This window comes from Janthinobacterium sp. Bl 1, from assembly GCF_058215535.1.
Genome location: NZ_CM177086.1, coordinates 5,851,698 through 5,872,693, shown reverse-complemented (window position 1 = coordinate 5,872,693; position 20,996 = coordinate 5,851,698). Strand labels below are relative to the sequence as shown.

The 20,996-nt window shown below is 62.0% G+C and carries 21 protein-coding genes; 15 read left to right on the top strand and 6 right to left on the bottom strand.

Annotation, left to right across the window (positions count from 1 at the left end; genetic code table 11):
• Positions 1-207 precede the first annotated feature (207 nt).
• The 5 genes from AC4BCN_RS26490 to AC4BCN_RS26470 all read left to right on the top strand — a co-directional run bounded on the left by AC4BCN_RS26490 (position 208) and on the right by AC4BCN_RS26470 (position 5,932).
• Entirely contained in the window at positions 208-1,572 is a 1,365-nt protein-coding gene (locus tag AC4BCN_RS26490; RefSeq protein WP_490492128.1) for a KamA family radical SAM protein, read from the top strand.
• Between the two features lie 2 nt (positions 1,573-1,574).
• Positions 1,575-2,915, top strand: a complete 1,341-nt coding sequence (locus AC4BCN_RS26485; protein ID WP_490492127.1) for an MFS transporter — start codon at positions 1,575-1,577, stop codon at positions 2,913-2,915.
• Positions 2,860-3,708, top strand: coding sequence for a fumarylacetoacetate hydrolase family protein (locus AC4BCN_RS26480; RefSeq protein WP_046684323.1), 849 nt, complete (start codon positions 2,860-2,862; stop codon positions 3,706-3,708). The genes AC4BCN_RS26485 and AC4BCN_RS26480 overlap by 56 nt, the downstream gene beginning before the upstream one ends.
• Positions 3,708-4,274 carry a carboxymuconolactone decarboxylase family protein gene (locus AC4BCN_RS26475; protein ID WP_490492126.1) on the top strand — a complete coding sequence of 189 codons (567 nt, stop codon included), beginning with the start codon at positions 3,708-3,710 and terminating at the stop codon, positions 4,272-4,274. The genes AC4BCN_RS26480 and AC4BCN_RS26475 overlap by 1 nt, the downstream gene beginning before the upstream one ends.
• A gap of 104 nt (positions 4,275-4,378) precedes the next feature.
• Positions 4,379-5,932, top strand: a complete 1,554-nt coding sequence (locus tag AC4BCN_RS26470) for a S1C family serine protease (RefSeq protein WP_490492125.1) — start codon at positions 4,379-4,381, stop codon at positions 5,930-5,932.
• 55 nt (positions 5,933-5,987) lie between these two features.
• Here AC4BCN_RS26470 and AC4BCN_RS26465 read toward each other — a convergent pair whose 3' ends face one another.
• From AC4BCN_RS26465 to yjgA, 3 genes are all read right to left on the bottom strand, one after another.
• Positions 5,988-6,656, bottom strand: coding sequence for an alpha/beta hydrolase (locus AC4BCN_RS26465; RefSeq protein ID WP_490492124.1), 669 nt, complete (start codon positions 6,654-6,656; stop codon positions 5,988-5,990).
• Positions 6,653-7,282 (bottom strand): molybdopterin adenylyltransferase, encoded by a 630-nt coding sequence (mog, locus tag AC4BCN_RS26460; RefSeq protein ID WP_058048219.1) that lies wholly within the window; start codon positions 7,280-7,282, stop codon positions 6,653-6,655. Before mog ends, AC4BCN_RS26465 begins: the two co-directional genes overlap by 4 nt.
• A 76-nt stretch (positions 7,283-7,358) precedes the next feature.
• Positions 7,359-7,958: a ribosome biogenesis factor YjgA gene (gene yjgA / locus AC4BCN_RS26455; protein ID WP_034746337.1), complete on the bottom strand. Its 600-nt coding sequence runs from the start codon at positions 7,956-7,958 to the stop codon at positions 7,359-7,361.
• A 96-nt stretch (positions 7,959-8,054) separates the two neighbouring features.
• Between yjgA and pmbA the strand changes: the two genes are divergently transcribed.
• On the top strand, positions 8,055-9,407 hold the full coding sequence (gene pmbA / locus AC4BCN_RS26450; protein WP_456147788.1) for a metalloprotease PmbA: 1,353 nt from the start codon (positions 8,055-8,057) through the stop codon (positions 9,405-9,407).
• 37 nt (positions 9,408-9,444) lie between these two features.
• On the opposite strand, the gene AC4BCN_RS26445 is transcribed toward pmbA, so the two are convergent.
• Both AC4BCN_RS26445 and AC4BCN_RS26440 read right to left on the bottom strand, forming a co-directional pair.
• Complete coding sequence (locus AC4BCN_RS26445; protein WP_490492123.1) at positions 9,445-11,148, bottom strand: methyl-accepting chemotaxis protein; 1,704 nt, start codon at positions 11,146-11,148, stop codon at positions 9,445-9,447.
• A gap of 378 nt (positions 11,149-11,526) precedes the next feature.
• Positions 11,527-12,651 carry a M14 family metallopeptidase gene (locus AC4BCN_RS26440; RefSeq protein WP_490492122.1) on the bottom strand — a complete coding sequence of 375 codons (1,125 nt, stop codon included), beginning with the start codon at positions 12,649-12,651 and terminating at the stop codon, positions 11,527-11,529.
• 140 nt (positions 12,652-12,791) lie between these two features.
• On the opposite strand from AC4BCN_RS26440, the gene AC4BCN_RS26435 reads away from it, so the two are divergent.
• Positions 12,792-13,043: a hypothetical protein gene (locus AC4BCN_RS26435; protein ID WP_490492121.1), complete on the top strand. Its 252-nt coding sequence runs from the start codon at positions 12,792-12,794 to the stop codon at positions 13,041-13,043.
• On the opposite strand, the gene paaX is transcribed toward AC4BCN_RS26435, so the two are convergent.
• Positions 12,943-14,073, bottom strand: a complete 1,131-nt coding sequence (gene paaX / locus AC4BCN_RS26430) for a phenylacetic acid degradation operon negative regulatory protein PaaX (protein ID WP_490492120.1) — start codon at positions 14,071-14,073, stop codon at positions 12,943-12,945. The genes AC4BCN_RS26435 and paaX overlap by 101 nt on opposite strands.
• Positions 14,074-14,340: 267 nt before the next feature.
• On the opposite strand from paaX, the gene paaA reads away from it, so the two are divergent.
• From paaA to paaI, 8 genes are all read left to right on the top strand, one after another.
• Positions 14,341-15,330: a 1,2-phenylacetyl-CoA epoxidase subunit PaaA gene (paaA, locus tag AC4BCN_RS26425; RefSeq protein ID WP_490492119.1), complete on the top strand. Its 990-nt coding sequence runs from the start codon at positions 14,341-14,343 to the stop codon at positions 15,328-15,330.
• A 28-nt stretch (positions 15,331-15,358) separates the two neighbouring features.
• Positions 15,359-15,643: a 1,2-phenylacetyl-CoA epoxidase subunit PaaB gene (paaB, locus tag AC4BCN_RS26420; protein WP_034746356.1), complete on the top strand. Its 285-nt coding sequence runs from the start codon at positions 15,359-15,361 to the stop codon at positions 15,641-15,643.
• 14 nt (positions 15,644-15,657) lie between these two features.
• Positions 15,658-16,410, top strand: a complete 753-nt coding sequence (gene paaC, locus AC4BCN_RS26415; protein ID WP_490493637.1) for a 1,2-phenylacetyl-CoA epoxidase subunit PaaC — start codon at positions 15,658-15,660, stop codon at positions 16,408-16,410.
• Complete coding sequence (gene paaD / locus AC4BCN_RS26410) at positions 16,410-16,943, top strand: 1,2-phenylacetyl-CoA epoxidase subunit PaaD (RefSeq protein WP_490492118.1); 534 nt, start codon at positions 16,410-16,412, stop codon at positions 16,941-16,943. The genes paaC and paaD overlap by 1 nt, the downstream gene beginning before the upstream one ends.
• Before the next feature lie 40 nt (positions 16,944-16,983).
• The gene (gene paaE / locus AC4BCN_RS26405) at positions 16,984-18,063 is read left to right on the top strand and encodes a 1,2-phenylacetyl-CoA epoxidase subunit PaaE (RefSeq protein ID WP_490492117.1); all 1,080 of its coding nucleotides are present in this window, start codon (positions 16,984-16,986) and stop codon (positions 18,061-18,063) included.
• Positions 18,064-18,138: 75 nt separating this feature from the next.
• Positions 18,139-18,930: a 2-(1,2-epoxy-1,2-dihydrophenyl)acetyl-CoA isomerase PaaG gene (paaG, locus tag AC4BCN_RS26400; protein WP_490492116.1), complete on the top strand. Its 792-nt coding sequence runs from the start codon at positions 18,139-18,141 to the stop codon at positions 18,928-18,930.
• Between the two features lies 1 nt (position 18,931).
• Entirely contained in the window at positions 18,932-20,500 is a 1,569-nt protein-coding gene (gene paaH, locus AC4BCN_RS26395) for a 3-hydroxyacyl-CoA dehydrogenase PaaH (protein ID WP_490492115.1), read from the top strand.
• A gap of 22 nt (positions 20,501-20,522) precedes the next feature.
• Complete coding sequence (gene paaI / locus AC4BCN_RS26390) at positions 20,523-20,948, top strand: hydroxyphenylacetyl-CoA thioesterase PaaI (RefSeq protein ID WP_490492114.1); 426 nt, start codon at positions 20,523-20,525, stop codon at positions 20,946-20,948.
• Positions 20,949-20,996 lie beyond the last annotated feature (48 nt).

Genomic DNA, 20,996 nt, shown 5'->3' with positions numbered 1-20,996 from the left:
TGGAACAAACTAAGGTGTTGCTTGTAGGCAGCATGCAACGTATCGACGGCTTGTTGATATGCAGCAATTTGGTTCCGAACGGCAAGAATTATGATGACTTTCACAGCATGCCGGGGTGGCCTGGCATGCGGGAGAAAAAGGCTGGAATTGGCCGATATACGGCCAATTTTATGACAGTTATCGCTATTTACAGGCAAGGAGCCGATCGTGTCCGCACTCATTACTGAGCCGTTTTCACCCAAGTTCAAGCCGTATACGCGGCAAACCATTCAGCAGGCGCGGCAGTGGGAATGGCTGCCCGAAGAGCAGCGTGTAGCCGTGCAAGTGGTGTCGCACGTCTTGCCGTTTCGCACCAATGAATATGTGCTTGATCAACTGATCGACTGGAACAATATCCCTGACGACCCCATCTACCGCCTCGTCTTTCCCCACCGCGACATGCTGCCACCCGAGCAGTACGCGCACTTGCGCGACCTGGTGCTGGTGCAGCGCGACAAGGCGGCCATCGATGCCTATGTGCATGGCTTGCGCCTGGGCATGAATCCCCATCCGGCCGGCCAGATGACGCATAACGTGCCCCGGGTCAACGACGCGCCCGTGCGCGGCCTGCAGCATAAATATGCGCAAACAGTGCTGTTCTTCCCCAGCGCAGGCCAGACCTGCCACGCGTATTGCACTTTCTGCTTCCGCTGGCCCCAGTTCGTCGGCATGGACGACATGAAGTTCGATGCGCGCGAGTCGCATGAGCTGGCCGCTTACCTGAAACTGCATCCGGAAGTGACGGACGTGCTGATCACGGGCGGCGACCCGATGATCATGAACACGCGGCAACTGGCCGCCTACCTGGAGCCGCTGCTGGCGCCGGGCCTGGAACACATCCAGAACATTCGCATCGGCACCAAGGCGGTGGCGTATTGGCCCCAGCGCTTCGTCTCCGACCGCGATGCGGATGACTTGATGCGTTTGTTCGAGCGCATCGTCAAGGCGGGCAAGAACCTGGCCGTGATGGGCCATTACAGCCATGCCGTCGAGTTGCGCCAGAACATTGCCCAGCAAGCCGTGAAACGCATCGTCTCCACAGGCGCCACCTTGCGCATGCAGGGGCCGCTGATCCGTCACATCAACGAAGACCCGGCAAGCTGGGCCGAGCTGTGGCAGACGGGCACGCGCCTGGGGGCGATTCCGTATTACATGTTCGTCGAACGGGACACGGGTCCGCGCGGCTATTTCGAGTTGCCCTTGGCAAAGGCGCACGAGATTTTCCAGGCCGCCTACCAGATGGTGTCGGGCCTGTCGCGCACGGTGCGCGGACCGTCCATGAGCGCCTTCCCCGGCAAGGTCGTCATCGACGGCATCGTCACCATCAATGGCGAAAAACTGTTTGCCTTGCAATTTTTGCAGGCGCGCAACCCGGACTGGGTGCGCCGGCCGTTTTATGCCAAGTTCGATGCGGAAGCAACGTGGCTGGATCATTTGAAGCCGGCATTTGGCCACGACAAGTTTTTCTTTGAAATGGATGAGCCCGTGCCGCAGCTGCCGCATAAAATCATCCGCCTGGCACAGGCCGCCTGAGCATGCACGCGGCCGTTGCGCCTGCCCGCTCCGGCGTGGCCGTGTTTTGCCTGGTATTCCTGCCGTTCGCGCTCGGGCATTACCTGTCGTGCCTGCTGCGCGGCGTCAATGCCGTGCTGACGGCCGAGTTGCTGGGCGCCATCGCCCTGACACCCGCCCAGCTGGGCCTGCTCACCAGTGCCTTTTTTCTCGCCTTTGCGCTGGTGCAACTGCCGATCGGCATGGCGCTCGACCGCTACGGTCCCCGCGCGGTGCAACTGTGGCTGCTGGCGCTGGCCGCCCTGGGCGTATGGCTGTTCAGCCGGGGCCACAGCTTTGCCGAGCTGATGTGGGCGCGCGCCTTGATGGGAGCGGGCCTGGGCGGCTGTTTCATGGCCGCCGTGAAAGCGGTCTCGTGCGCCATCGCCCCATCGCGCCTGCCGTCCGTGCACGGCTATCTGATCGCCGTGGGCGGCCTCGGTGCGGCCACGGCCACCATGCCCGTCAAGCTGGTCCTGCACTACACGGATTGGCGCGGCGTGTTCCTGGGCCTCTCACTGGCGGCGCTCGCCATCGGCTTGTTGATCCGCCTGCTGTCGCCGGCCCTGCCTGCGCCTGCCGCGGCCAAGAGCAAGGTCAGTGTCTGGAGCGTATACCGCGATCCCGGCTTTCGCCGCACCATCGCGCTGATTCTGCTGCCCCACACGGTGTTCTTTGGCGTGCAAGGCTTGTGGATAGGCCGCTGGCTGGCCGACGTGGGCGGCTTGTCTGACGACAACGTCGCGTATTTGTTGTACCTGGGCATGGCGGCCGTCATCTTCGGCGCCATCGGCATGGGCATGCTGACGGAATGGGCGGGGCGGCGCGCGATTGAACCGATGCAGGTGGCGGCCGCCGGCATCGTCCTGTTTGTCGGCGTGCAAGTGGCGATGGCCTGCAATGTGGTACCCAGCCTGCCTTTGCTGTCCGTGCTGTTTACCTTGCTGGGCACGGTGACGGGCCTCGAGTATGCGATCGTCGCGCAAAGCATGCCGGCCAGCCTGACGGGCAGGGCGGCCACGTGCCTCAATTTGCTAATTTTCACGGGCGCCTTCCTGGTGCAGGCGGGTTTTGGCCTGATCCTCGGCTGCTGGCCTTTGAACACCCAGCAGCAGTATCCGCCGCAGGCCTACCAGGCGGCGTTTGGCGTGCTGGCGGCCTTGCAACTGCCGGGACTTGCGATGTTTTTCATTGACCGCTACAGGCGTGCCGGGCCATCCGGTAAAATGGCAGCCTGCACAGCGGCAATGATCAACTCCAAGGAAGACTATGAAACTCGTTCGTTATGGACGTCCAGGCAAGGAAAAACCGGGCCTGATCGATGAAGAAGGCAAACTGCGCGACCTGTCCGGCGTGATTGCCGATATTGACGGCGCACAACTGTCCGACAAAGCCCTGCGCAAGCTGGCCAAGCTTGACGAAAAGACCTTGCCTTTGGTGCGCGGCAATCCACGCTTCGGCGTGCCGCTGGCGAAAGTCGGCAAGTTCATCGGCATCGGCCTCAATTATGCGGATCACGCAGCCGAGTCCGGCATGGCTATCCCCGCGGAACCCATCGTCTTCATGAAGGCCATTACTTGCCTGAATGGCCCGGACGACAATGTCGTGTTGCCAAAAGGCTCGAAAAAGACGGATTGGGAAGTGGAACTGGGCGTGGTCATCGGCACGCGCGCGCAATACGTGAGCGAAGAGGACGCCCTGAAATACGTGGCCGGCTATTGCGTCGTCAACGACATCTCCGAACGCTCGTTCCAGCTGGAGCGGGGCGGCCAGTGGGACAAGGGCAAGGGCTGCGACACCTTCGGCCCCGTCGGCCCGTGGCTGGTGACGCGCGATGAAGTCATCGACGAGCAGGACCTGGACCTGTACCTGGAAGTCAACGGCAAGCGCATGCAGACCGGCAATACGCAAACCATGATCTTCACGGTGGCGCAGATCGTCAGCTATTTGTCGCAATTCATGACCCTGGAACCGGGCGACGTCATCGCCACAGGCACGCCGCCGGGTGTGGGCCAGGGCCGCAAGCCGCAGCGCTTCCTCAAAAAAGGCGACAGCATGCGCCTGGGTATCGCCGGCCTCGGCGAACAGCAGCAGGACGTGGTCGCCTGGACCGCCTGATGGCCGGTTGCGATATCGACCGTTTGCCGCCGCTGCCGCTGGACCAGCTGGACCCGCAGCAGCGCGCGGCCGCGCAAGCCATCATCGATGGCCCGCGCGGGGCGCTGTACGGCCCCTTCGTGCCGCTGATCCGCAGCCCCGAGCTGATGGAAACGGCGCAGCGCATGGGTGAATACCTGCGCTACCGCAGCGCCATTGGCACGCGGTTGTCGGAACTGGCGATCCTCGTGACGGCGCGCCAGTGGGACCAGCAAGTCGAGTGGGCCATCCACGCGCCGCTGGCCGTGCAGAACGGCATTGCGCAAGCGGCCGTGGACGCCATTGCGGAACGGCGCGTACCGCTTGCCCTGAAAGACGATGAGCAAGCCGTGCACGACTTTTGCATCGAGCTGCAGCAGAACAAGAGGATCAGCGACGCTACCTATGCGCGGGCATTGACCCTGTTCGGCGAGCACGGCGTGGTTGACTTGATGGGCATCAATGGCTACTACACCTTCCTGGCCATGGTGATGAATGGGGCACAGACGGCCGTGCCGGCGTTGGGCGTGCCGCCCATGCCCGCCTGATGAGATGAGTTTAGAGGAGTTCTTCGGCAAAGATGGACAAAGTGTAATGAAGTTGCAATTATTCAATATATAATTTTACTTCCCTTCCATTGCCAACAAGCTCAATGAAAACTCGTCCGTGCTTCACCCTGATGGGCCGCGCCTTCCTGGCGCTGGCCCTTTCTTTTTGCCCCTTGATGACGGTGCGTGCGCTTGCCGCCGAGACGGCCGCCAGCGCCAGCGCTTCCGCCCTGGAAAACTCCGTCGTCAAGGTGTTTTCCACCCTGCGCGGGCCTGATCCGTACAAGCCGTGGAGCAAGGCCGCGCCGCAAGAGGTGACGGGTTCCGGCGTCGTCATCGAAGGCCGCCGCATCCTCACCAATGCGCACGTGGTCGGCTATGCCAGCCAAGTGCAGATCCAGGCCAACGGCGCCGGCGACAAGATTCCGGCAACCGTGCTGGCCATCTCGCGCGGCATGGACCTGGCCTTGCTGAAAATCGACGACGACAGTTTTTTCGCCAGCCACAAAGCCGTGCCGCGCGCCAATGTCTTGCCCGACGTGCGCGATGCCGTGCTCGCGTATGGCTATCCGACGGGCGGCACGTCGCTGTCGATCACCAAGGGCATCGTTTCGCGCATCGAATTCGTGCGCTACAACTTTCCCGTCTCCGGCCTGCGCATCCAGATCGATGCGGCCATCAATCCGGGCAATAGCGGTGGCCCCGTGATTGCCGGCGACAAGATGATCGGCCTGGCCTTTGCCGGCATGCTCAATGCGCAAAACATCGGCTACATCATCCCCAACGAGGAAATCGAGCTGTTCCTGCGCGACCAGGAGAGCGGCGCGCCCAAGGGCAAGCCGGCCATGCGCGACGTGACGCAAACGCTGGAAAACCCCGCGCTGCGCACCTATCTGAAGCTGGCCAAGGGCGTCGAGGGCGCCGTCGTGATGTCGCCGGCCAGCAAGGATGCGGCCTATCCGCTCAAGGAGTGGGATGTCATCACGCATATCGGCGATTTTCCCATCGACAACCAGGGCATGGTCAAGCTGAATGCCAACAGCCGCGTGCGCTTCCAGTACCGCGTGCAGCAGCTGGCGAAAGATGGCGAATTGCCGCTGACGGTGGTGCGCCAGGGCGCCCCCCTGAAAATCAAGGTACCCGTCTCGGCCGCGCATCCGATGCTGATCGGCGGGCTGCAGGGCAATTACCCATCCTATTTCATCTTCGGCCCGATGGTGTTTTCGCGCGCCACCACGGAATTCATGGCGGCGCCGAATGGCAACCCGGCGATCCTGGGCGGCATGGCGTTTGCCGGCAATCCGCTGGCCACGCGGCGCGGCGATGCGCCCGATAGCGAGCGCGATGAGCTGGTGGTGATCGCCGCGCCCTTCTTCCCGCACAAGCTGATGAATGGCTACAGCACCCGTTTCTTCTCGGTCGTCGATTCCGTCAATGGCGTGCGCGTGCGCAGCCTGGCGCATCTGGTGGCCTTGCTGCGCGACCAGACCGATGACTTGCTGACCTTCCGCTTCCAGCAGCGCGATGCGGAAATGGTCGTCGTGCCCCGCAAGGACATGCTGGCAGCGACGGAATCGATACTGACGGACAATGGCATCCGCTCGGAAGCATCGCCCGACATGCTGAAAATCTGGAATGAAAAAACGCCGGCGAACTGATCGTTCCCGGCGTTACGCAAAACAACAGGCGCGGCGCACACCGCGCCTGTTTATTTTAGGCGAGGACTTTTTTCAGCCACGCGCCGATGGCGTCGATCTCTTCCTGGCACAGCGAGTGCTGCATCATGTACTCGTGCCATTCCACCTTGTAACCCATGCCGATGAGCAAGTCGCGCGACTGCTGTGCGCGGCCGATCGGCACCACGGGGTCGGCCGTGCCGTGCGCCATGAAGACCGGCGTCTGCAGGCTTGCCGGCGTGCGCTCGGCCGCTGTCTTGTCGGCCAGCGGCAGATAGCCGGACAGGCACATCAGGCCGGCCAGCGGTTCCGCGTGGCGCAAGCCCGTTTGCAAGGTCATGGCGCAGCCTTGCGAGAAGCCGGCCAGGATGATGCGGCTGGCGGGAATGCCGCGCGCCTTTTCGCGCGCGATCAGTGCTTCGATCTGCGCCTGCGAGGCACGCAAGCCAGCCTCATCTTCGCGGCGCACGAGGTCGTTCACGAGGATGTCGTACCAGGCGCGCATCACATAACCGTTGTTGATGGTGACGGGCATGGTGCCGGCGCTGGGGAAAATGAAGCGGATGGCGGGGCAGCCGCGCAAATCGAGTTCTTTTACCAGGGGAACGAAGTCGTTGCCGTCGGCACCCAGGCCGTGCATCCAGATGATGGCGACGGTGGGATTCGGTGCGCTGTCGAGTTCTATGGTTTCCAGCAAGTTGCTCATGTGTTTTCCTCTGGTAATGGTTGCGCCGGACGCAGCGCTGATTTGGGGCGGAAGGCCTTGCAGATGGCCGGGTCGGTTTCCATGTAGGGGCCACCGATGAGGTCGATGCAATATGGCACGGCGGCAAAGATGCCGTTGACCAGTTGCACGCCAGCGGCGTCTTTCAAGCCTTCCAGGGTTTCCTTGATGGCTTTCGGCTGGCCCGGCAAGTTCATGATCAGGGCGGCGCGCTCGGGCGTCTCGCGGATCACGGCCACCTGGCGCGACAGGATCGCCGTCGGCACGAATTGCAGGCTGATCTGGCGCATCTGTTCGCCGAAACCGGGCATTTCCTTGGTCCCTACGGACAAGGTGGCGTCCGGCGTGACGTCGCGCCGCGCCGGTCCCGTGCCGCCCGTCGTCAGGATCAGATGGCAGTGGCTCAGGTCGACCATGTCGATCAGGGTGTTTTCAATCTGCGAGCGCTCGTCCGGGATCAAACGCTTTTCCAGGCGGAAAGGCGTGCGGATGGCGGCGGACAGCCAGCTTTCCAGGGCGGGGATGCCCAGGTCTTCATACACGCCGCCGCTGGCGCGGTCCGAGATCGACACGAGGCCGATAATCAATTCGTCTTCTATCGTGGTCATGGGGCGCCTGTCTATGTCGTAAAAAAACCGGGCTGATCCCGGTTTTTCGTCAATGCTGGGGTCAGACCCCAGTTTTTTACTCGTCGTCTTCGCCTTCAACGTCATCTTCGTCGGCATCTTTCTTGCCGCCGTTTTTCTTCTTGGCGATCTCTTTCAAAATCTGGAAGATTTCACGGTAGGCTTTTGGCGGCTTGTTCTCGGCCTGCTCCTTGCGGGCATTGCGGATCAGGGTGCGCAGGTGCTGCACGTCCAGTTCCGGGTTTTCCGACAGCAAGACGGTCAACGCCTTGTCATCCGTCAACAGCTTGTCGCGGCGGCGTTCCATCGCGTGCATATTGGCCGTGTCGGCTTTCGACAAGCCTTTCCAGCTATCGATGGTGCGTTGGATGGCGGCAACTTCTTCTTCATCCAGGGTGCGCATCTTCTTGCCCACGTATTGCAGCTGGCGGCGGCGGCCTTCGTGATCCTTGATTTGCTGGCATTCGAGAATGGCGTCGCGCACGTCTTCAGGCATCGGGACGCGCTTGACGCGGTCGCGTGCTTCATTGACGAGTTCTTCGCCCAGCTTTTGCAGGACGGTCATCTGGCGTTTGAGTTCCGATTTCGACGGACGTTCATATTCCTGTTCGAATTCGGTCGATTGGAAGCCGCAAGCTCCCCGGTTTGGATTTGGCATGATATATAAGGCGGGAGAGGACTTGTGGACCGCTCCTGTAAACTGTAAACGACTGCTATGATAACCTTTTTAGCGGCTTTCCGAAGAAAACAGCGCATGAACGACTCCGTATTTACCCATAGTCAAGAGCAATTGCAGCAACTGGCCCGTGATGTGTTGTCTTTTGCGCGGGAAGCGGGCGGCACCGACGCTGCCGTCGAAGTCAGCGAAGGCGGTGGCCTGTCCGTTTCTGTACGAAAAGGCAAGATCGAGACGATCGAGCAAAACAAGGACAAGGGCATGGGCGTGACCGTGTTTGTCGGCAAGAAGCGCGGCAATGCCAGCACTTCCGACTTTTCGCCGTCCGCACTGCGCGCCACGGTGGACGCCGCCTACAACATCGCCCGCTTCACTGCCGAGGACGATTGCGCCGGCCTGGCCGACGCCGACATGCTGGAAATGTCCCCCCGCGACTTGCAACTGTTCTATCCGTGGCTCATTTCCACCGAGGAAGCCGTCGCGCTGGCCCAGCGGGCCGAAGCGGCCGCGTTTGCCGTCGACCCGCGCATCACGAACAGCGAAGGCGCCAGCGTACACGTGCAGCAATCGCATTTTGTGTCCGCCAATTCGCGCGGCTTCATCGGCGGCTACCCGTTTTCGCGCCACACCCTGTCCGTGGCGCCCATCGCCGGCAAGGGCGCCAAGATGCAGCGCGACGACTGGTATTCATCCGTGCGCGACGCCGCCAAAATGGCTAGCCCGGAAGCCATCGGCCGTTACGCCGCCGAGCGCGCCCTGTCGCGCCTGAATGCGCGCAAACTCGGCACGCGCACTTGTCCCGTGCTGTTCGAGGCGCCGCTGGCGGCCGGTTTGCTCGGTACCTATGTGCAAGCGACCTCGGGCGGCGCCCTGTACCGCAAGTCCACGTTCCTGAACGACTCGCTGGGCACGCAAGTGCTGCCGTCGCACGTGCAGATCTTCGAAGACCCGCACGTGATCGGCGGCGTCGGTTCGGCGCCGTTCGATGAAGAAGGCGTGAAAACCGTCAGCCGCGACGTCGTCAAGGATGGCGTGGTGCAAGGCTATTTCCTGTCGACTTACACGGCCCGCAAGCTGGGCATGCAGACGACGGGCAACGCGGGCGGTTCGCACAATCTGTACCTGACCTCGAAGCTGACGGCCGCCAGCGACGATTTTGTCGCCATGTTGAAAAAGCTGGGTACGGGCTTGCTGGTGACGGAACTGATGGGGCAAGGAACCAATTACGTGACGGGCGACTATTCGCGCGGCGCGTCCGGTTTCTGGGTAGAAAATGGCGTCATTCAATACCCGGTGGAAGAAATCACCATCGCCGGCAACATGAAGGACATGCTGCGCAACATCGTGGCCGTGGGCGCCGACGCCTTGCGCCGCGGCACCAAAGAGACGGGGTCCATCCTCATCGAGAGCATGGTAGTGGCGGGCGGCTGAGTCGCATTCTGATGTTTGCCTTGCGGCAGGGGATGTCTCAGTACTCTTCCCAATCGGTATCGGCGACCACGGCCAGTGCCCCCGCCTTGCCCGCTTTCCTGGCGGGCGCTGCCGTGGCGCGTGGCGCGGCGGCAAGCTTGGCTGGCGCGCGTGCCGGAGCGCGGATGGCTTGCACCTGCGCCGGTGGCAGCGCCTGCGTGCCGTCGAGCTTGAACACGCTGACGGCTTCGGCCAGAATGCCCGCCTGATCCTGCAGGGCTTCGGAAGCGGCGGCGGCCTCTTCCACGAGGGCCGCATTTTGCTGTGTCACGGCATCCATTTCCGTGATGGCCTGGTTGATCTGTTCAATGCCCGCTTCCTGCTCGTTGCTGGCGGACGTGATCTCGGCCATGATGTCCGTGACGCGCCGCACGCTGCTGACGATCTCTTCCATGGTGCTGCCCGCCTGGTTCACGAGGCTGCTGCCGAGGTTGACCTGGTGCACGGAGTCGTCGATGAGGATCTTGATTTCCTTCGCCGCGGAGGCGGAGCGGTGGGCCAGGTTGCGCACTTCCGTGGCGACCACGGCAAAGCCCCGTCCCTGCTCGCCCGCCCTGGCCGCTTCCACGGCCGCATTCAGGGCCAGGATATTGGTCTGGAAAGCAATGCCGTCGATGACACCGATGATGTCGGCGATTTTCTTCGACGAGGCATTGATGGAATCCATGGTCGTGATCACTTCGGCCACTACCTGCCCGCCCTTGCTGGCCACGCTGGAAGCCGATTGCGCCATCTGGTTGGCCTGGCGCGCATTTTCGCCATTCTGCTTGACGGTCGACGTCAGTTCCTCCATCGACGATGCCGTTTCTTCCAGCGAGCTGGCTTGCTGTTCCGTGCGTGACGACAGGTCCATATTGCCGGAGGCGATTTCACGCGAGCCGTGGGCGATGGCATCCGTGCCATGGCGCACGCGCGCCACGATGCCTTGCAGATTGTCATTCATCTCTTTCAAGGCCCGCAGCAGCAGGCCCGTTTCATCGTTGCCGTGCGCGTCGATGGTGACCGACAAGTCGCCGGCTGCCACCCGTTGCGCCACCTTGACGGCTTCGCCGATGGGGCGGCTGATCGAGCGGCTGATCAGCATGGCCAGTGCAATGGCAATGGCCGTCGCGATGACCGACAGGGACAGGGACAGGATGATGGCCATGCGCCCATCGGCGGCGGCTTGCTTGCCTTCGCTTTCCATCAGCAATTCCTGGAAGCTGGCCATGGCCGCCAGTGCAGTCAGGAATTTTTCTTGCGGATAACGCAGCTGCGTCAGCAGGAAAGTGCCCGCCGTTTCCGATTTGCCTTCTTGTAATAGCTTGATATTCGCATCGCGCGTCTTGCCATAGGCTTCGTGGCCGTTCGCCACGGCCTGGAACAGCTCCTGGCCTTTGGGTGTGTTGACCAGAGCTTTCAGGCGCGCCAGCAGTTCCACGTTCTTTTTGACCGACGCCTGTACCTTGGTTATGGAACTGCTGACTTCGTCAGCATCGTTGGCGCCGATGATGGCGATGCCCAAGATACGGGCCTGGACATTGACCTCGAACTGTATCGCATTGGACAGCATGACCTTGGCATAGCGGTCATTGAGGATTTTTTCCGTCGAGGCATTGATGTTGCGGATGCGGCTGATGGAAACAAATGCCACCATGATAAGCAGGACAATGATCAGGCCGAAACTGAAGGCCAGGCGGGTACTGATTTTAAGCTTGGACATAAGTCATTCATCCTCGGCGGAAAGCGGAAAGCGTGCGCTGGGCATCGTTCCTGCGGACAGGCGGCGTCCGTCCGTGACGATGCTGATGCGGTCAGTTTGCGTTACAGAGAGCTAGCTCGGCAGGTATGGGGCCGTGATGTCAAGGGCAATGCCATGGATGCGCATTGCAGAGCGCCGGCGACGGGGCCAGCGGCGTATTCTTGAGGGTCCGCGCAGAATGGCACGGTCCGATTTTGTTGTTTAGTGTAGGACGATAATTTCTGACAGGCAAGATGTTCGCGCAAAAAATCACCGGGCCAGCAACGCTTGCCGCGCGGGCAAAAAAAATGCCCCGGCGAGCGGGGCATGGGGTCAAGCGGGCCGGTGTGGCCCTGGCGCTCAGGCGCGCAAGGTCGACAGGATAGGCTGCAGCACGGCCGCGCCCAGGGCGGCGCTACGGGCGCCGCTCCAGCCCGTTTGCGGGTCGGGATCGTTGGCGTTGTCCTTGAACGGCAATTCCAGGGTCAGCGACAGGCAGCCGAAGGCGTGCGTGATGTGGGGCGAACCCATGGTCAGCACTTCCGGCGTGAACGGGCCGTCTTCGTAGCCGTGCTCATCCTGGAAGTCGGGGCTGGCCACCTTGAAGTCGGCGATGAAGCGATCTTGCTCGGCCTTTTGTGCTGGCGTGAAATTTTCCAGCGCGTCGCTGCCGGCCACGAAGACGTAAGGCAAGCCTTCGTCGCCATGCACGTCGAGGAACAGGTCGCAGCCGATTTCATGCATTTTCTGTTTCACCAGGAATACTTCCGGGCTGCGCTCCATGGTCGGCGTCATCCATTCGCGGTTCAGGTTGGCGCCAGCCGCGTTGGTGCGCAGGTTGCCATGCACGGAACCGTCCGGGTTCATGTTCGGCACCACGTAGAAGACGGCGTCCTGCAGGCACTGGCGGGCAAACGGATTGGCCTGGTCCAGCAAGGCTTCGAGCATGCCTTCGACAAACCATTCGGCCATCGTTTCACCGGGATGCTGGCGCGCGATGACCCAGATTTTTTTCTCGGCATCGGCGTCGCCGACCACCAGCAAGTTCATGTCGCGGCCTTCGACGGTGCTGCCCAGGTCGATCAGGCGCACCAGCGGCGACGCTTGCGCGCTGTCGATCAGGGCCAGATGGCGGTCCCATGGGTACGGCTCGAAATAGGCGTAGTACACGCTTTCCTCTTCCGGCGTATGTTCGATCGTCATCACGGTGCCGTCAAAGCTGGTCGGCACGCGGAACCAGGTTTCGCGGTCGTAGCTGGCGACGGCCTGGTAATCTTTCCAGCCGTCCGGGTAGGCCGACTTGCCTGCGTTCATGAAGCGGATCGTGCACGCCTCGCCTTGCGCGCCTTGCAGGCGGAAGTAAAACCACTGCGTGATGTCGGCGTGGGAATCCTTGCGGATGTTCAGCTCGATGGATTGGGCATCGTCGGCGCGCAGCACCTCGATCGCGCCGGCGTCGAATTGCTGGCTGATTTTAATGGTCATGAGTGTTCCTGATAAAAACGTATGGGTTTTGCATCGTGTGCAATGGCGCGATGATACCTGTTTTAGCGGTGCCTTTGTGCTGGCGCAAGCGATGACGGACATGCTTTGCTAACGTGAAAGCTCCAACAGGGGAGATCATCATGGATGACAACGGCAAACACATACGCGAACTGGAAAAGAAAGTCAGCGCCCTCAGCGACGCCCTGGCGCACCTGGGCAAGGGCACGACCTTGCAGGAATTGCTGCGCATCCTGCGTTTCCCCGGCTATACGACGCCGGCCGAATACACGTTCAACGTCGCCATCCTCGACACCATGCTGGTGCAGGCCAATGCGCTGGAAAAGCTGGGGCAGGATTTGCTGGCAGGGGCCAAGCAAGTAGTGGTGAAGTAGTGAACGCCTGAGAAAATGTCCATGGCGGCGTTGCGTTGCCTTGGCGTACTAGTCGTACTGCCTGCGGCCACGCGCCTGGCCCTGAACATTTTTCAGACGTTGAAGTAGTAAGTCCACCAAAACGTTCAAAAAACCACGGCTCGACGTCCGGGGCATGCTCATCCTCGCGCCGCAATGTCGCCAGGATATGCTCCTCGGCAGGTGCATACGTGATGCGGTACAGGTCGCGCGCCAGCACATAGGCTTGCGTGCCGGGCCACGGTTCGGGCAGCAGTTCGACGGGCAGTTGCGGGTCGTGCAACTGCACGCGGCGGTAGGCGTGCGTCAGCAGCGAGCGGATGACGAACGCCTGCTCCGCATCGAACACGGGTTCTTCCTGCAGCAGGGTCAGCAGGGGCTGGAAGCTGGCGATGAATTTTTCGTAGCCGGCCATCACTTCCGACAAGTCCCAGCAGTCGCCCACCATGTCGCGCAGGGGGCGCGTGCTCACGCCCGGCAATTCCGTGGTGTGGCAGACGTACAGCTTGCCCTGCACCTCGTTGCGCACGAGGATATCTTCCAGCGCTTCCGCATTGCTGGCGGGGTGGCCAAAGATGCCGGGAGAAATCAAACCATAGCCGGCCCACAATAATTCCTTGCGCAGCGCTCCCCGCTCGGCCGCGCCGATGCTGCCGGCCGGTCCGATCACCAGGGTCCAGCTGCCATCCCAATGCACGACCAGCGGCGCATAGATGCGGCGGTAGGCACGTTCGAAGCGGGCCAGCGCCTCCGGGCGTATCGTATAGGCACTGCGGCGGCCGTCGCGCTGCGAGCTGAGCCAGCCTTCCTGCGCCAGGCGGAACACGCTGGTGCGCAATAAGCGGTCATTGACGCCGAATGGCGCCAGCAGTTCGATCAGGCTGCCCAGCCAGATGGCGCCGCCGCGTGGCACGATGGCGTCGCCAAAGATGGTCATCACCAGGGACTTCGAGCGCGGTGGGTCGCTTTCCAGGAAATCGGCTATCCATGCCGTGCAGCGGGTGTTCTTCATGTGGTTCCGGTCTGGCCGTGTTGCGGTCGAATCAATAAAAGCAGCAGTTTACTTGGCTGCGCGGGTAGCGCGGCAATAATTTGCCGGAAGCGCTGGTGGCGCTCCATAGTGTTTTCTCATAAGCAATATCATACGCACAAAAAAGCGGCACAAGATACGATTTTTTAAAATGATTCATATCAAGTGTATGCAAATCGTTTTTTGTATCGTATTATCTGTTCATCGCACCGCGTTGCTGCGCAAAATCAAAGACATGGGAGACACATCATGTACGCACAAATGGTTGAAACCGGCCTCAAGAACGTCCGTTCCCTCGACGACATGGGTCAAGAAGAGCGCGCTTTCCAGGCGCGCATCGACGAAGGCATCAAGATCGAGGCCAAGGACTGGATGCCGGACGCCTACCGCAAGACCCTGATCCGCCAGATTTCGCAGCACGCACACTCGGAAATCGTCGGCCAATTGCCCGAAGGTAACTGGGTCACGCGCGCGCCGACCCTGAAACGCAAATCGATCCTGCTGGCGAAGATCCAGGACGAAGCGGGCCACGGCCTATACCTGTACAGCGCCGCGGAAACCCTGGGCGCATCGCGCGACGACTTGCTGGCCGCCTTGCACTCGGGCAAAGCCAAGTATTCGAGCATCTTCAACTATCCGACCCTGTCGTGGGCCGACATGGGCGCCATCGGCTGGCTCGTCGACGGCTCGGCCATCATCAACCAGATTCCCCTGTGCCGCTGTTCCTACGGTCCGTATGCGCGCGCCATGATCCGCGTCTGCAAGGAAGAATCGTTCCATGCGCGCCAGGGCTACGACATCATGATGTCGCTGTGCAAGGGCACGCCCGAGCAGAAAGCCATGGCGCAGGATGCGCTGAACCGCTGGTGGTGGCCATCCCTGATGATGTTCGGCCCGTCCGACGCCGCCTCCGTCAACAGCGCCCAGTCGGCGCAATGGCGCATCAAGCTGTTCTCGAACGACGAACTGCGCCAGCGCATGGTCGACCAGACCGTGCCGCAAATCGAATACCTGGGCTTGACCGTGCCCGATCCCGACCTGAAGTTCAATGCGGAAACGGGCCATTATGAATTCGGCGAGATCGACTGGTCGGAGTTCAACAACGTCCTGAAGGGCAATGGCCCGTGCAACCGCGAACGCCTGCAAACGCGCGTGAAAGCGTACGAAGACGGCGCATGGTTCCGCGATGCCTTGGTCGCGTATGCAGACAAGCAGGCTGCTAATAAAGCGGCAGCGTAAATACACAAGACAGATAGGGGATAGCAACATGAGCAAAGAATGGCCATTGTGGGAAGTTTTCATCCGCAGCCAGCACGGCCTGGCGCACAAGCATGTGGGCAGCCTGCACGCTTCCGACGCCACCATGGCGGTCAACCATGCGCGCGACGTCTACACGCGCCGCAATGAAGGCGTGAGCATCTGGGTGGTGCGCGCGGCCGATATCGTCGCCAGCAGCCCCGGCGACAAGGGCGCCCTGTTCGAACCGTCGAACAGCAAGGTGTACCGCCATCCCACCTTCTTCCCGATGCCGGAAGAAGTCAAGAATCTGTGATGGGAGCGCCTGCAATGGATGACAAGGTCAATTACCTCTTGCGCCTGGGCGACAACGCCCTGATCCTCAGCCAGCAGCTGTCGCAGCTGTGCGGCAAGGGTCCGGCGCTGGAAGAAGACATGGCGCTGACCAATGTGGCGCTGGACTTGCTGGGCCAGACGCGCTTGTGGTTCAGCTATGCGGCCGAGCTGGAAAACGCGGGCCGCGACGAGGACGACATCGCCTTTTTGCGCGACGCCCACGATTTCAAGAACTGCCTGCTGCTCGAACAGCCGAACGGCAATTACGCCGACACCATGATGCGCCAGTTCTTCTTCGACAGCTGGCACTACTTCCAGCTGCTGGAACTGACGAAATCGGCGGACGCGCGCATCGTCGAAGTGGCGCAAAAGTCGATCAAGGAAGTCACGTATCACTTGCGCCGCAGCGGCGACCTGATCGTGCGCCTCGGCGACGGCACGGCCGACAGCCACGCGAAAACGCAGGCCGCCGCCGACAAGCTGTGGATGTACACGGGCGAGATGTTCACGTACGACGCCGTCGACCAGGTCATGGTTGCCGCCGGCATCGCGCCGCCATCGGACGTGCTGCGCAGGGCTTTCCTCGAACACGTGGCCGAGATCTTCGCCGAAGCCACCTTGACCATGCCGGCGCCCGACGCCTGGATGCAAAAGGGCGGCAAGCAGGGCACGCACACGGAGCACCTGGGCTTTATCCTGGCCGAGATGCAGTTCCTGCAGCGCGCCTATCCCGGGGCGGAGTGGTAATGAACACGGTCGCTGACGCCGCAGCGCTGGACGCCGCCCAGGTCTGGGCCTGGCTCGGCGACGTGCCGGACCCGGAAATCCCCGTCATTTCGGTGGTGGACCTGGGCATCGTGCGCGCCGTCGATGTGGTGGCTGGCGACGAATGCATCGTGACGATCACGCCCACGTATTCGGGCTGCCCGGCCATGCAGGTGATCGCCGATGCCGTCACGGATGCCTTGCGCAGCCATGGCGTGGCCAAGGTGACCTTGGTGAACCAGCTGGCGCCCGCCTGGACGACGGACTGGATGAGCGAAGCGGGCAAGGCCAAGCTGAAAGGCTATGGCATCGCCCCGCCGCAGCAGCAGGTGATCGACATCAGCGGCCTGCGGGGTGGCGTCAAGCGTCAGCCCATGCCAAAACTGGACGTGATCTGCCCGAACTGCGGCTCGACGCACACGCAGCTGACCAGCCAGTTCGGCTCCACGCCGTGCAAGGCCCTGTATAAATGCATGGATTGCCGCGAACCGTTTGACTACTTCAAGTGCCACTAAAAAAATCAGGCACACGTTCCGAAGAAACTGGAGATGAAGCATGAGTAAATTTTATCCGCTGTGCGTAGCCAACGTGCGCAACGAAACGCGCGACACCATCGCCGTCACGTTCGACGTGCCTGCCGAACTGCAGCAGCAGTTCCGCTTCCAGCAGGGCCAGCACCTGACCCTGCGCGCCAATATCAATGCGGAAGACGTGCGCCGCTCGTACTCGATCTGTTCGGCGGTGCAGGACGGCACCCTGCGCGTGGCCATCAAGCGCACGCCCGGCGGCGCCTTCTCGACCTGGGCGAACGACACCCTGAAAGCTGGCACCACCATCGACGTGATGCCGCCCATGGGGCACTTCAACGTGCCGCTCGACTGCGTCAACCGCAAGCACTACCTGGCCTTTGCGGCCGGCAGCGGCATCACGCCCATCCTCTCCATCATCAAGACGACCCTGCTGACGGAGCCCCTGAGCCGCTTTACCCTGTTCTATGGTAACCGCGCCTCGTCGTCCGTCATCTTCAAGGAAGAATTGACGGACTTGAAGGATGTGTACCTGGAGCGTCTGAACCTCGTCTACGTGATGAGCCGCGAGCAGCAGGATATCGAATTGTTCAACGGCCGCATCACGCAGGAAAAATGCGAACAGTTCCTGCAGCACTGGATCAAGGTGGAAGACTACGACAACGCCTTCATCTGCGGCCCGGAAGACATGATGCTCGGCGTGTCCGCCGCCCTGCAGGCGGCCGGCATGCCGAAGCAGAACATCAAGATTGAACTGTTCGCCGCCAGCATCCCGAAAAACGCCCACAAGCCGCGCGCCCAGCTGGCCGCCGACGCCGTGCAGGAAACGGAAGTGACTGTCATCATGGATGGCAACCACACTACCTTCACGATGGACAAGGACAAGGAATCCCTCCTCGACGCGGGCCTGCGCGCCGGGCTGGACATGCGCTATTCGTGCAAGGGCGGCGTATGCTCGACCTGCCGCTGCAAGATCCTCGACGGCAAGGTCGAAATGGACGTCAACTACGCGCTGGAAGACTACGAAGTGGCGCGCGGTTTCGTCCTAAGCTGCCAGAGTTTTCCTGTCACCGACAAGGTGATTGTCGATTTCGACCAGGCAGAATAAATGCCGGGGTCAGACCCGCCGGGTCTGACCCCAGATTTCCGCTGCGGGCCAATAAATAAAATAGCGAGACACGCCATGACCTACCAAAACATCCTCTTCACCATCGAGCAGGGTATCGCCACCCTGACCCTGAACCGTCCCGACAAGCTCAATAGCTTTACGCAAGCCATGCACGAGGAAGTGCGCGACGCGATTGCGAAAGTCAATGCGGACAGCACCGTGCGCGTCTTCGTGCTGACGGGCGCGGGCCGCGGTTTTTGCGCGGGCCAGGATTTGTCCGACCGCGCCGTGGAACCGGGTTCGAAGGGCGTGGACCTGGGTGAATCGGTGGAAAAGAACTATGCGCCGCTGGTGCTGGCCTTGAAGGCTATGCCCATGCCCGTGATTTGCGCCGTCAACGGCGTGGCGGCCGGTGCGGGCGCCAACCTGGCGCTGGCCTGCGACATCGTCATCGCCGGCAAATCGGCCAGTTTCGTCGAAGTGTTTTGCAAGCTGGGCCTGATCCCGGACACGGGCGGCACCTTCTTCCTGCCACGCCTGATCGGTTCCGCGCGCGCCATGGGCCTGGCCATGCTCGGTGAAAAACTGACGGCGGAAAAAGCGGAAGACTGGGGCCTGATCTGGAAATGCGTCGAGGATGCAGAACTGGCGCAGGAAACGCGCAAGCTGGCCGTGCACTTTTCCACGGCGCCGACCAAGGGTCTGGCCTGCACCAAGCAGGCGCTGGCCGCCAGCGGCGCCAATACCCTGCCGCAGCAGCTGGCGCTGGAAGCGCGCATGATGAGCGATCTCGGTAACAGCGACGATTACCGCGAAGGCGTGGCCGCCTTCATGGAAAAGCGCGCACCGCAATTCAAGGGACGTTGATATGGCAGCTTTGGACAACAACAATATCGTCGCCGTCATCGGCAGCGGCGCCATGGGCGCAGGCATCGCGCAGGTGGCCGCCGCCGCCGGCTACCGCGTCAAGTTGTACGACACGCGGGCGGAAGCCGTCAGCAAGGCGCTTGCCGACATCGGCAAGATGTATGCGAAGCTGGCCGAAAAGGGGCGCATGACGGCGGACGAAGCCACGGCCGCCACGGCGCGCCTGCAGGCGGCCGGCAGCCTGGCCGATGTGAGCGATTGCGCCCTGGTGGTGGAAGCCATCGTGGAAAATCTCGACGTCAAGCGCGGCCTGTTCGCCGAACTGGAAGCCTTGGTCAGCGACGACTGCATCCTGGCGACGAATACCTCGTCGATTTCCGTCACGGCGATTGCCGCCAAACTGCACCGCCCGGAACGCCTGGTCGGCATGCATTTCTTTAATCCCGTGCCCCTGATGGCGCTGGTGGAAGTGATCAGTGGCCTGGCCACCAGCGAGCAGGTCGCCGCCACCGTCTACGATACATCCATCGCCTGGGGCAAGAACCCCGTGCATGCGAAATCGACGCCCGGCTTCATCGTCAACCGTGTCGCCCGCCCGTTTTACGCGGAAGGCTGGCGCCTGTTGAACGAGCAGGCGGGCGATGCCGCCACCATCGATGCGGTGCTGCGCGAAGCGGGCGGTTTCCGCATGGGGCCCTTCGAATTGATGGACCTGATTGGCCACGACGTGAATTTCTCCGTCACGCAATCCGTGTTCAGCGCCTACTTCAATGACCCGCGCTTCACGCCATCGGTGCTGCAGCAGGAAATGGTCAATGCCGGTTTCCTCGGCCGCAAATCGGGCCGCGGCTTCTACCCGTATGGCGAAGGCGCCAGCGCGCCTGTGGCGCAGGCGGAAGGCGCGCAGCCGACACCGGAATTCGTCGCCCTGTCGGCCGCCATCGGCGGCGATGGCCGTGGCCACAGCGGCATCATCCACAGCCTGGTGCAGCGGCTGGAGCAGGCCGGTATCACCGTCAGCCGCCGCGTGATGCAGGAAGGCCAGGCGCATGACGAAGCGCCGGCCCTGCATTGCCATGGCGCCGCGATTTACCTCACCGATGGCCGCAGCGCCACCCAGCGCGCGCACGACAACCAGCATCCGGATACGGTGCTGTTCGACCTGGCGCTCGATTACGCCGGTGCCAAACGCATCGCCGTGGCCCGTGCCGACCAGTGCAGCGATGCCGCCTACGCGGCCGTCGTCGGCCTGTTCCAGGCCGCCGGTTTCATCGTCTCGCGCCTGGACGACGTGCCTGGCCTGGCCGTCATGCGCACGGTCGCCATGCTGGCCAATGAAGCGGCCGACGCCGTCAACCAGGGCGTGTGCACGGTGGCCGCCGTCGATATCGCCATGCAGAAGGGCGTCAACTATCCGCGCGGACCGCTGGCCTGGGCCGATGCCGTCGGCGTCCAGCACATCGTCACCGTATTGCAGCATCTGGCGCTGGGCTATGGCGAAGACCGCTACCGGGTCTCGCCGCTGCTGCGCCGCAAACTCGCCAATGGAGCACCGTTTCATGCCGAATGATATGTCAAATAAGGACCACAGCATGAGCGCGCAAGCGCTGGCCGAAGCGGCTGCCGCCTCGATGCTGTCGCGCGATAACGCCACCGCCGCCATGGGTATTGCCCTGGCCGACGTGGGCCCCGGCCATGCGCGCATGACGATGACGGTGCGCGCCGACATGCTCAACGGCCACCAGACCTGCCACGGCGGCTTTATCTTCGCCCTGGCCGACAGCGCCTTCGCCTTTGCCTGCAACAGCTACAACATGAACACCGTGGGCGCCGGCTGCTCCATCGACTACCTGGCGCCGGGCCGTGAAGGCGACGTGCTGACGGCGCATGCCGTCGAGCAGGCGCTGGCGGGCAAGAGCGGCGTCTATGACGTCAAGGTCAGCAACCAGGAAGGGCGCGCCATTGCGCTCTTCCGCGGCAAGTCGATCCGCGTGGCCGGTGAAGTGATCAGCAATTGAAGTGACAAGAGCAGGTTTGAACTGCCGGTAGCAATTACACAGTGATAG

What these genes read in the sequence shown, in the direction of transcription:
- yjgA (WP_034746337.1), bottom strand. Translation starts at nt 7,958, where the DNA reads ATGCCAAATCCAAACCGGGGAGCTTGCGGCTTCCAATCGACCGAATTC.
- paaH (WP_490492115.1), top strand. Translation starts at nt 18,932, where the DNA reads ATGGCAGCTTTGGACAACAACAATATCGTCGCCGTCATCGGCAGCGGC.
- AC4BCN_RS26440 (WP_490492122.1), bottom strand. Translation starts at nt 12,651, where the DNA reads ATGACCATTAAAATCAGCCAGCAATTCGACGCCGGCGCGATCGAGGTG.
- AC4BCN_RS26445 (WP_490492123.1), bottom strand. Translation starts at nt 11,148, where the DNA reads ATGTCCAAGCTTAAAATCAGTACCCGCCTGGCCTTCAGTTTCGGCCTG.
- AC4BCN_RS26470 (WP_490492125.1), top strand. Translation starts at nt 4,379, where the DNA reads ATGAAAACTCGTCCGTGCTTCACCCTGATGGGCCGCGCCTTCCTGGCG.
- paaE (WP_490492117.1), top strand. Translation starts at nt 16,984, where the DNA reads ATGAGTAAATTTTATCCGCTGTGCGTAGCCAACGTGCGCAACGAAACG.
- paaG (WP_490492116.1), top strand. Translation starts at nt 18,139, where the DNA reads ATGACCTACCAAAACATCCTCTTCACCATCGAGCAGGGTATCGCCACC.
- AC4BCN_RS26435 (WP_490492121.1), top strand. Translation starts at nt 12,792, where the DNA reads ATGGATGACAACGGCAAACACATACGCGAACTGGAAAAGAAAGTCAGC.
- paaD (WP_490492118.1), top strand. Translation starts at nt 16,410, where the DNA reads ATGAACACGGTCGCTGACGCCGCAGCGCTGGACGCCGCCCAGGTCTGG.
- paaI (WP_490492114.1), top strand. Translation starts at nt 20,523, where the DNA reads ATGAGCGCGCAAGCGCTGGCCGAAGCGGCTGCCGCCTCGATGCTGTCG.
- AC4BCN_RS26480 (WP_046684323.1), top strand. Translation starts at nt 2,860, where the DNA reads ATGAAACTCGTTCGTTATGGACGTCCAGGCAAGGAAAAACCGGGCCTG.
- paaC (WP_490493637.1), top strand. Translation starts at nt 15,658, where the DNA reads ATGGATGACAAGGTCAATTACCTCTTGCGCCTGGGCGACAACGCCCTG.
- pmbA (WP_456147788.1), top strand. Translation starts at nt 8,055, where the DNA reads ATGAACGACTCCGTATTTACCCATAGTCAAGAGCAATTGCAGCAACTG.
- paaB (WP_034746356.1), top strand. Translation starts at nt 15,359, where the DNA reads ATGAGCAAAGAATGGCCATTGTGGGAAGTTTTCATCCGCAGCCAGCAC.
- mog (WP_058048219.1), bottom strand. Translation starts at nt 7,282, where the DNA reads ATGACCACGATAGAAGACGAATTGATTATCGGCCTCGTGTCGATCTCG.
- AC4BCN_RS26475 (WP_490492126.1), top strand. Translation starts at nt 3,708, where the DNA reads ATGGCCGGTTGCGATATCGACCGTTTGCCGCCGCTGCCGCTGGACCAG.
- paaX (WP_490492120.1), bottom strand. Translation starts at nt 14,073, where the DNA reads ATGAAGAACACCCGCTGCACGGCATGGATAGCCGATTTCCTGGAAAGC.
- AC4BCN_RS26485 (WP_490492127.1), top strand. Translation starts at nt 1,575, where the DNA reads ATGCACGCGGCCGTTGCGCCTGCCCGCTCCGGCGTGGCCGTGTTTTGC.
- AC4BCN_RS26465 (WP_490492124.1), bottom strand. Translation starts at nt 6,656, where the DNA reads ATGAGCAACTTGCTGGAAACCATAGAACTCGACAGCGCACCGAATCCC.
- paaA (WP_490492119.1), top strand. Translation starts at nt 14,341, where the DNA reads ATGTACGCACAAATGGTTGAAACCGGCCTCAAGAACGTCCGTTCCCTC.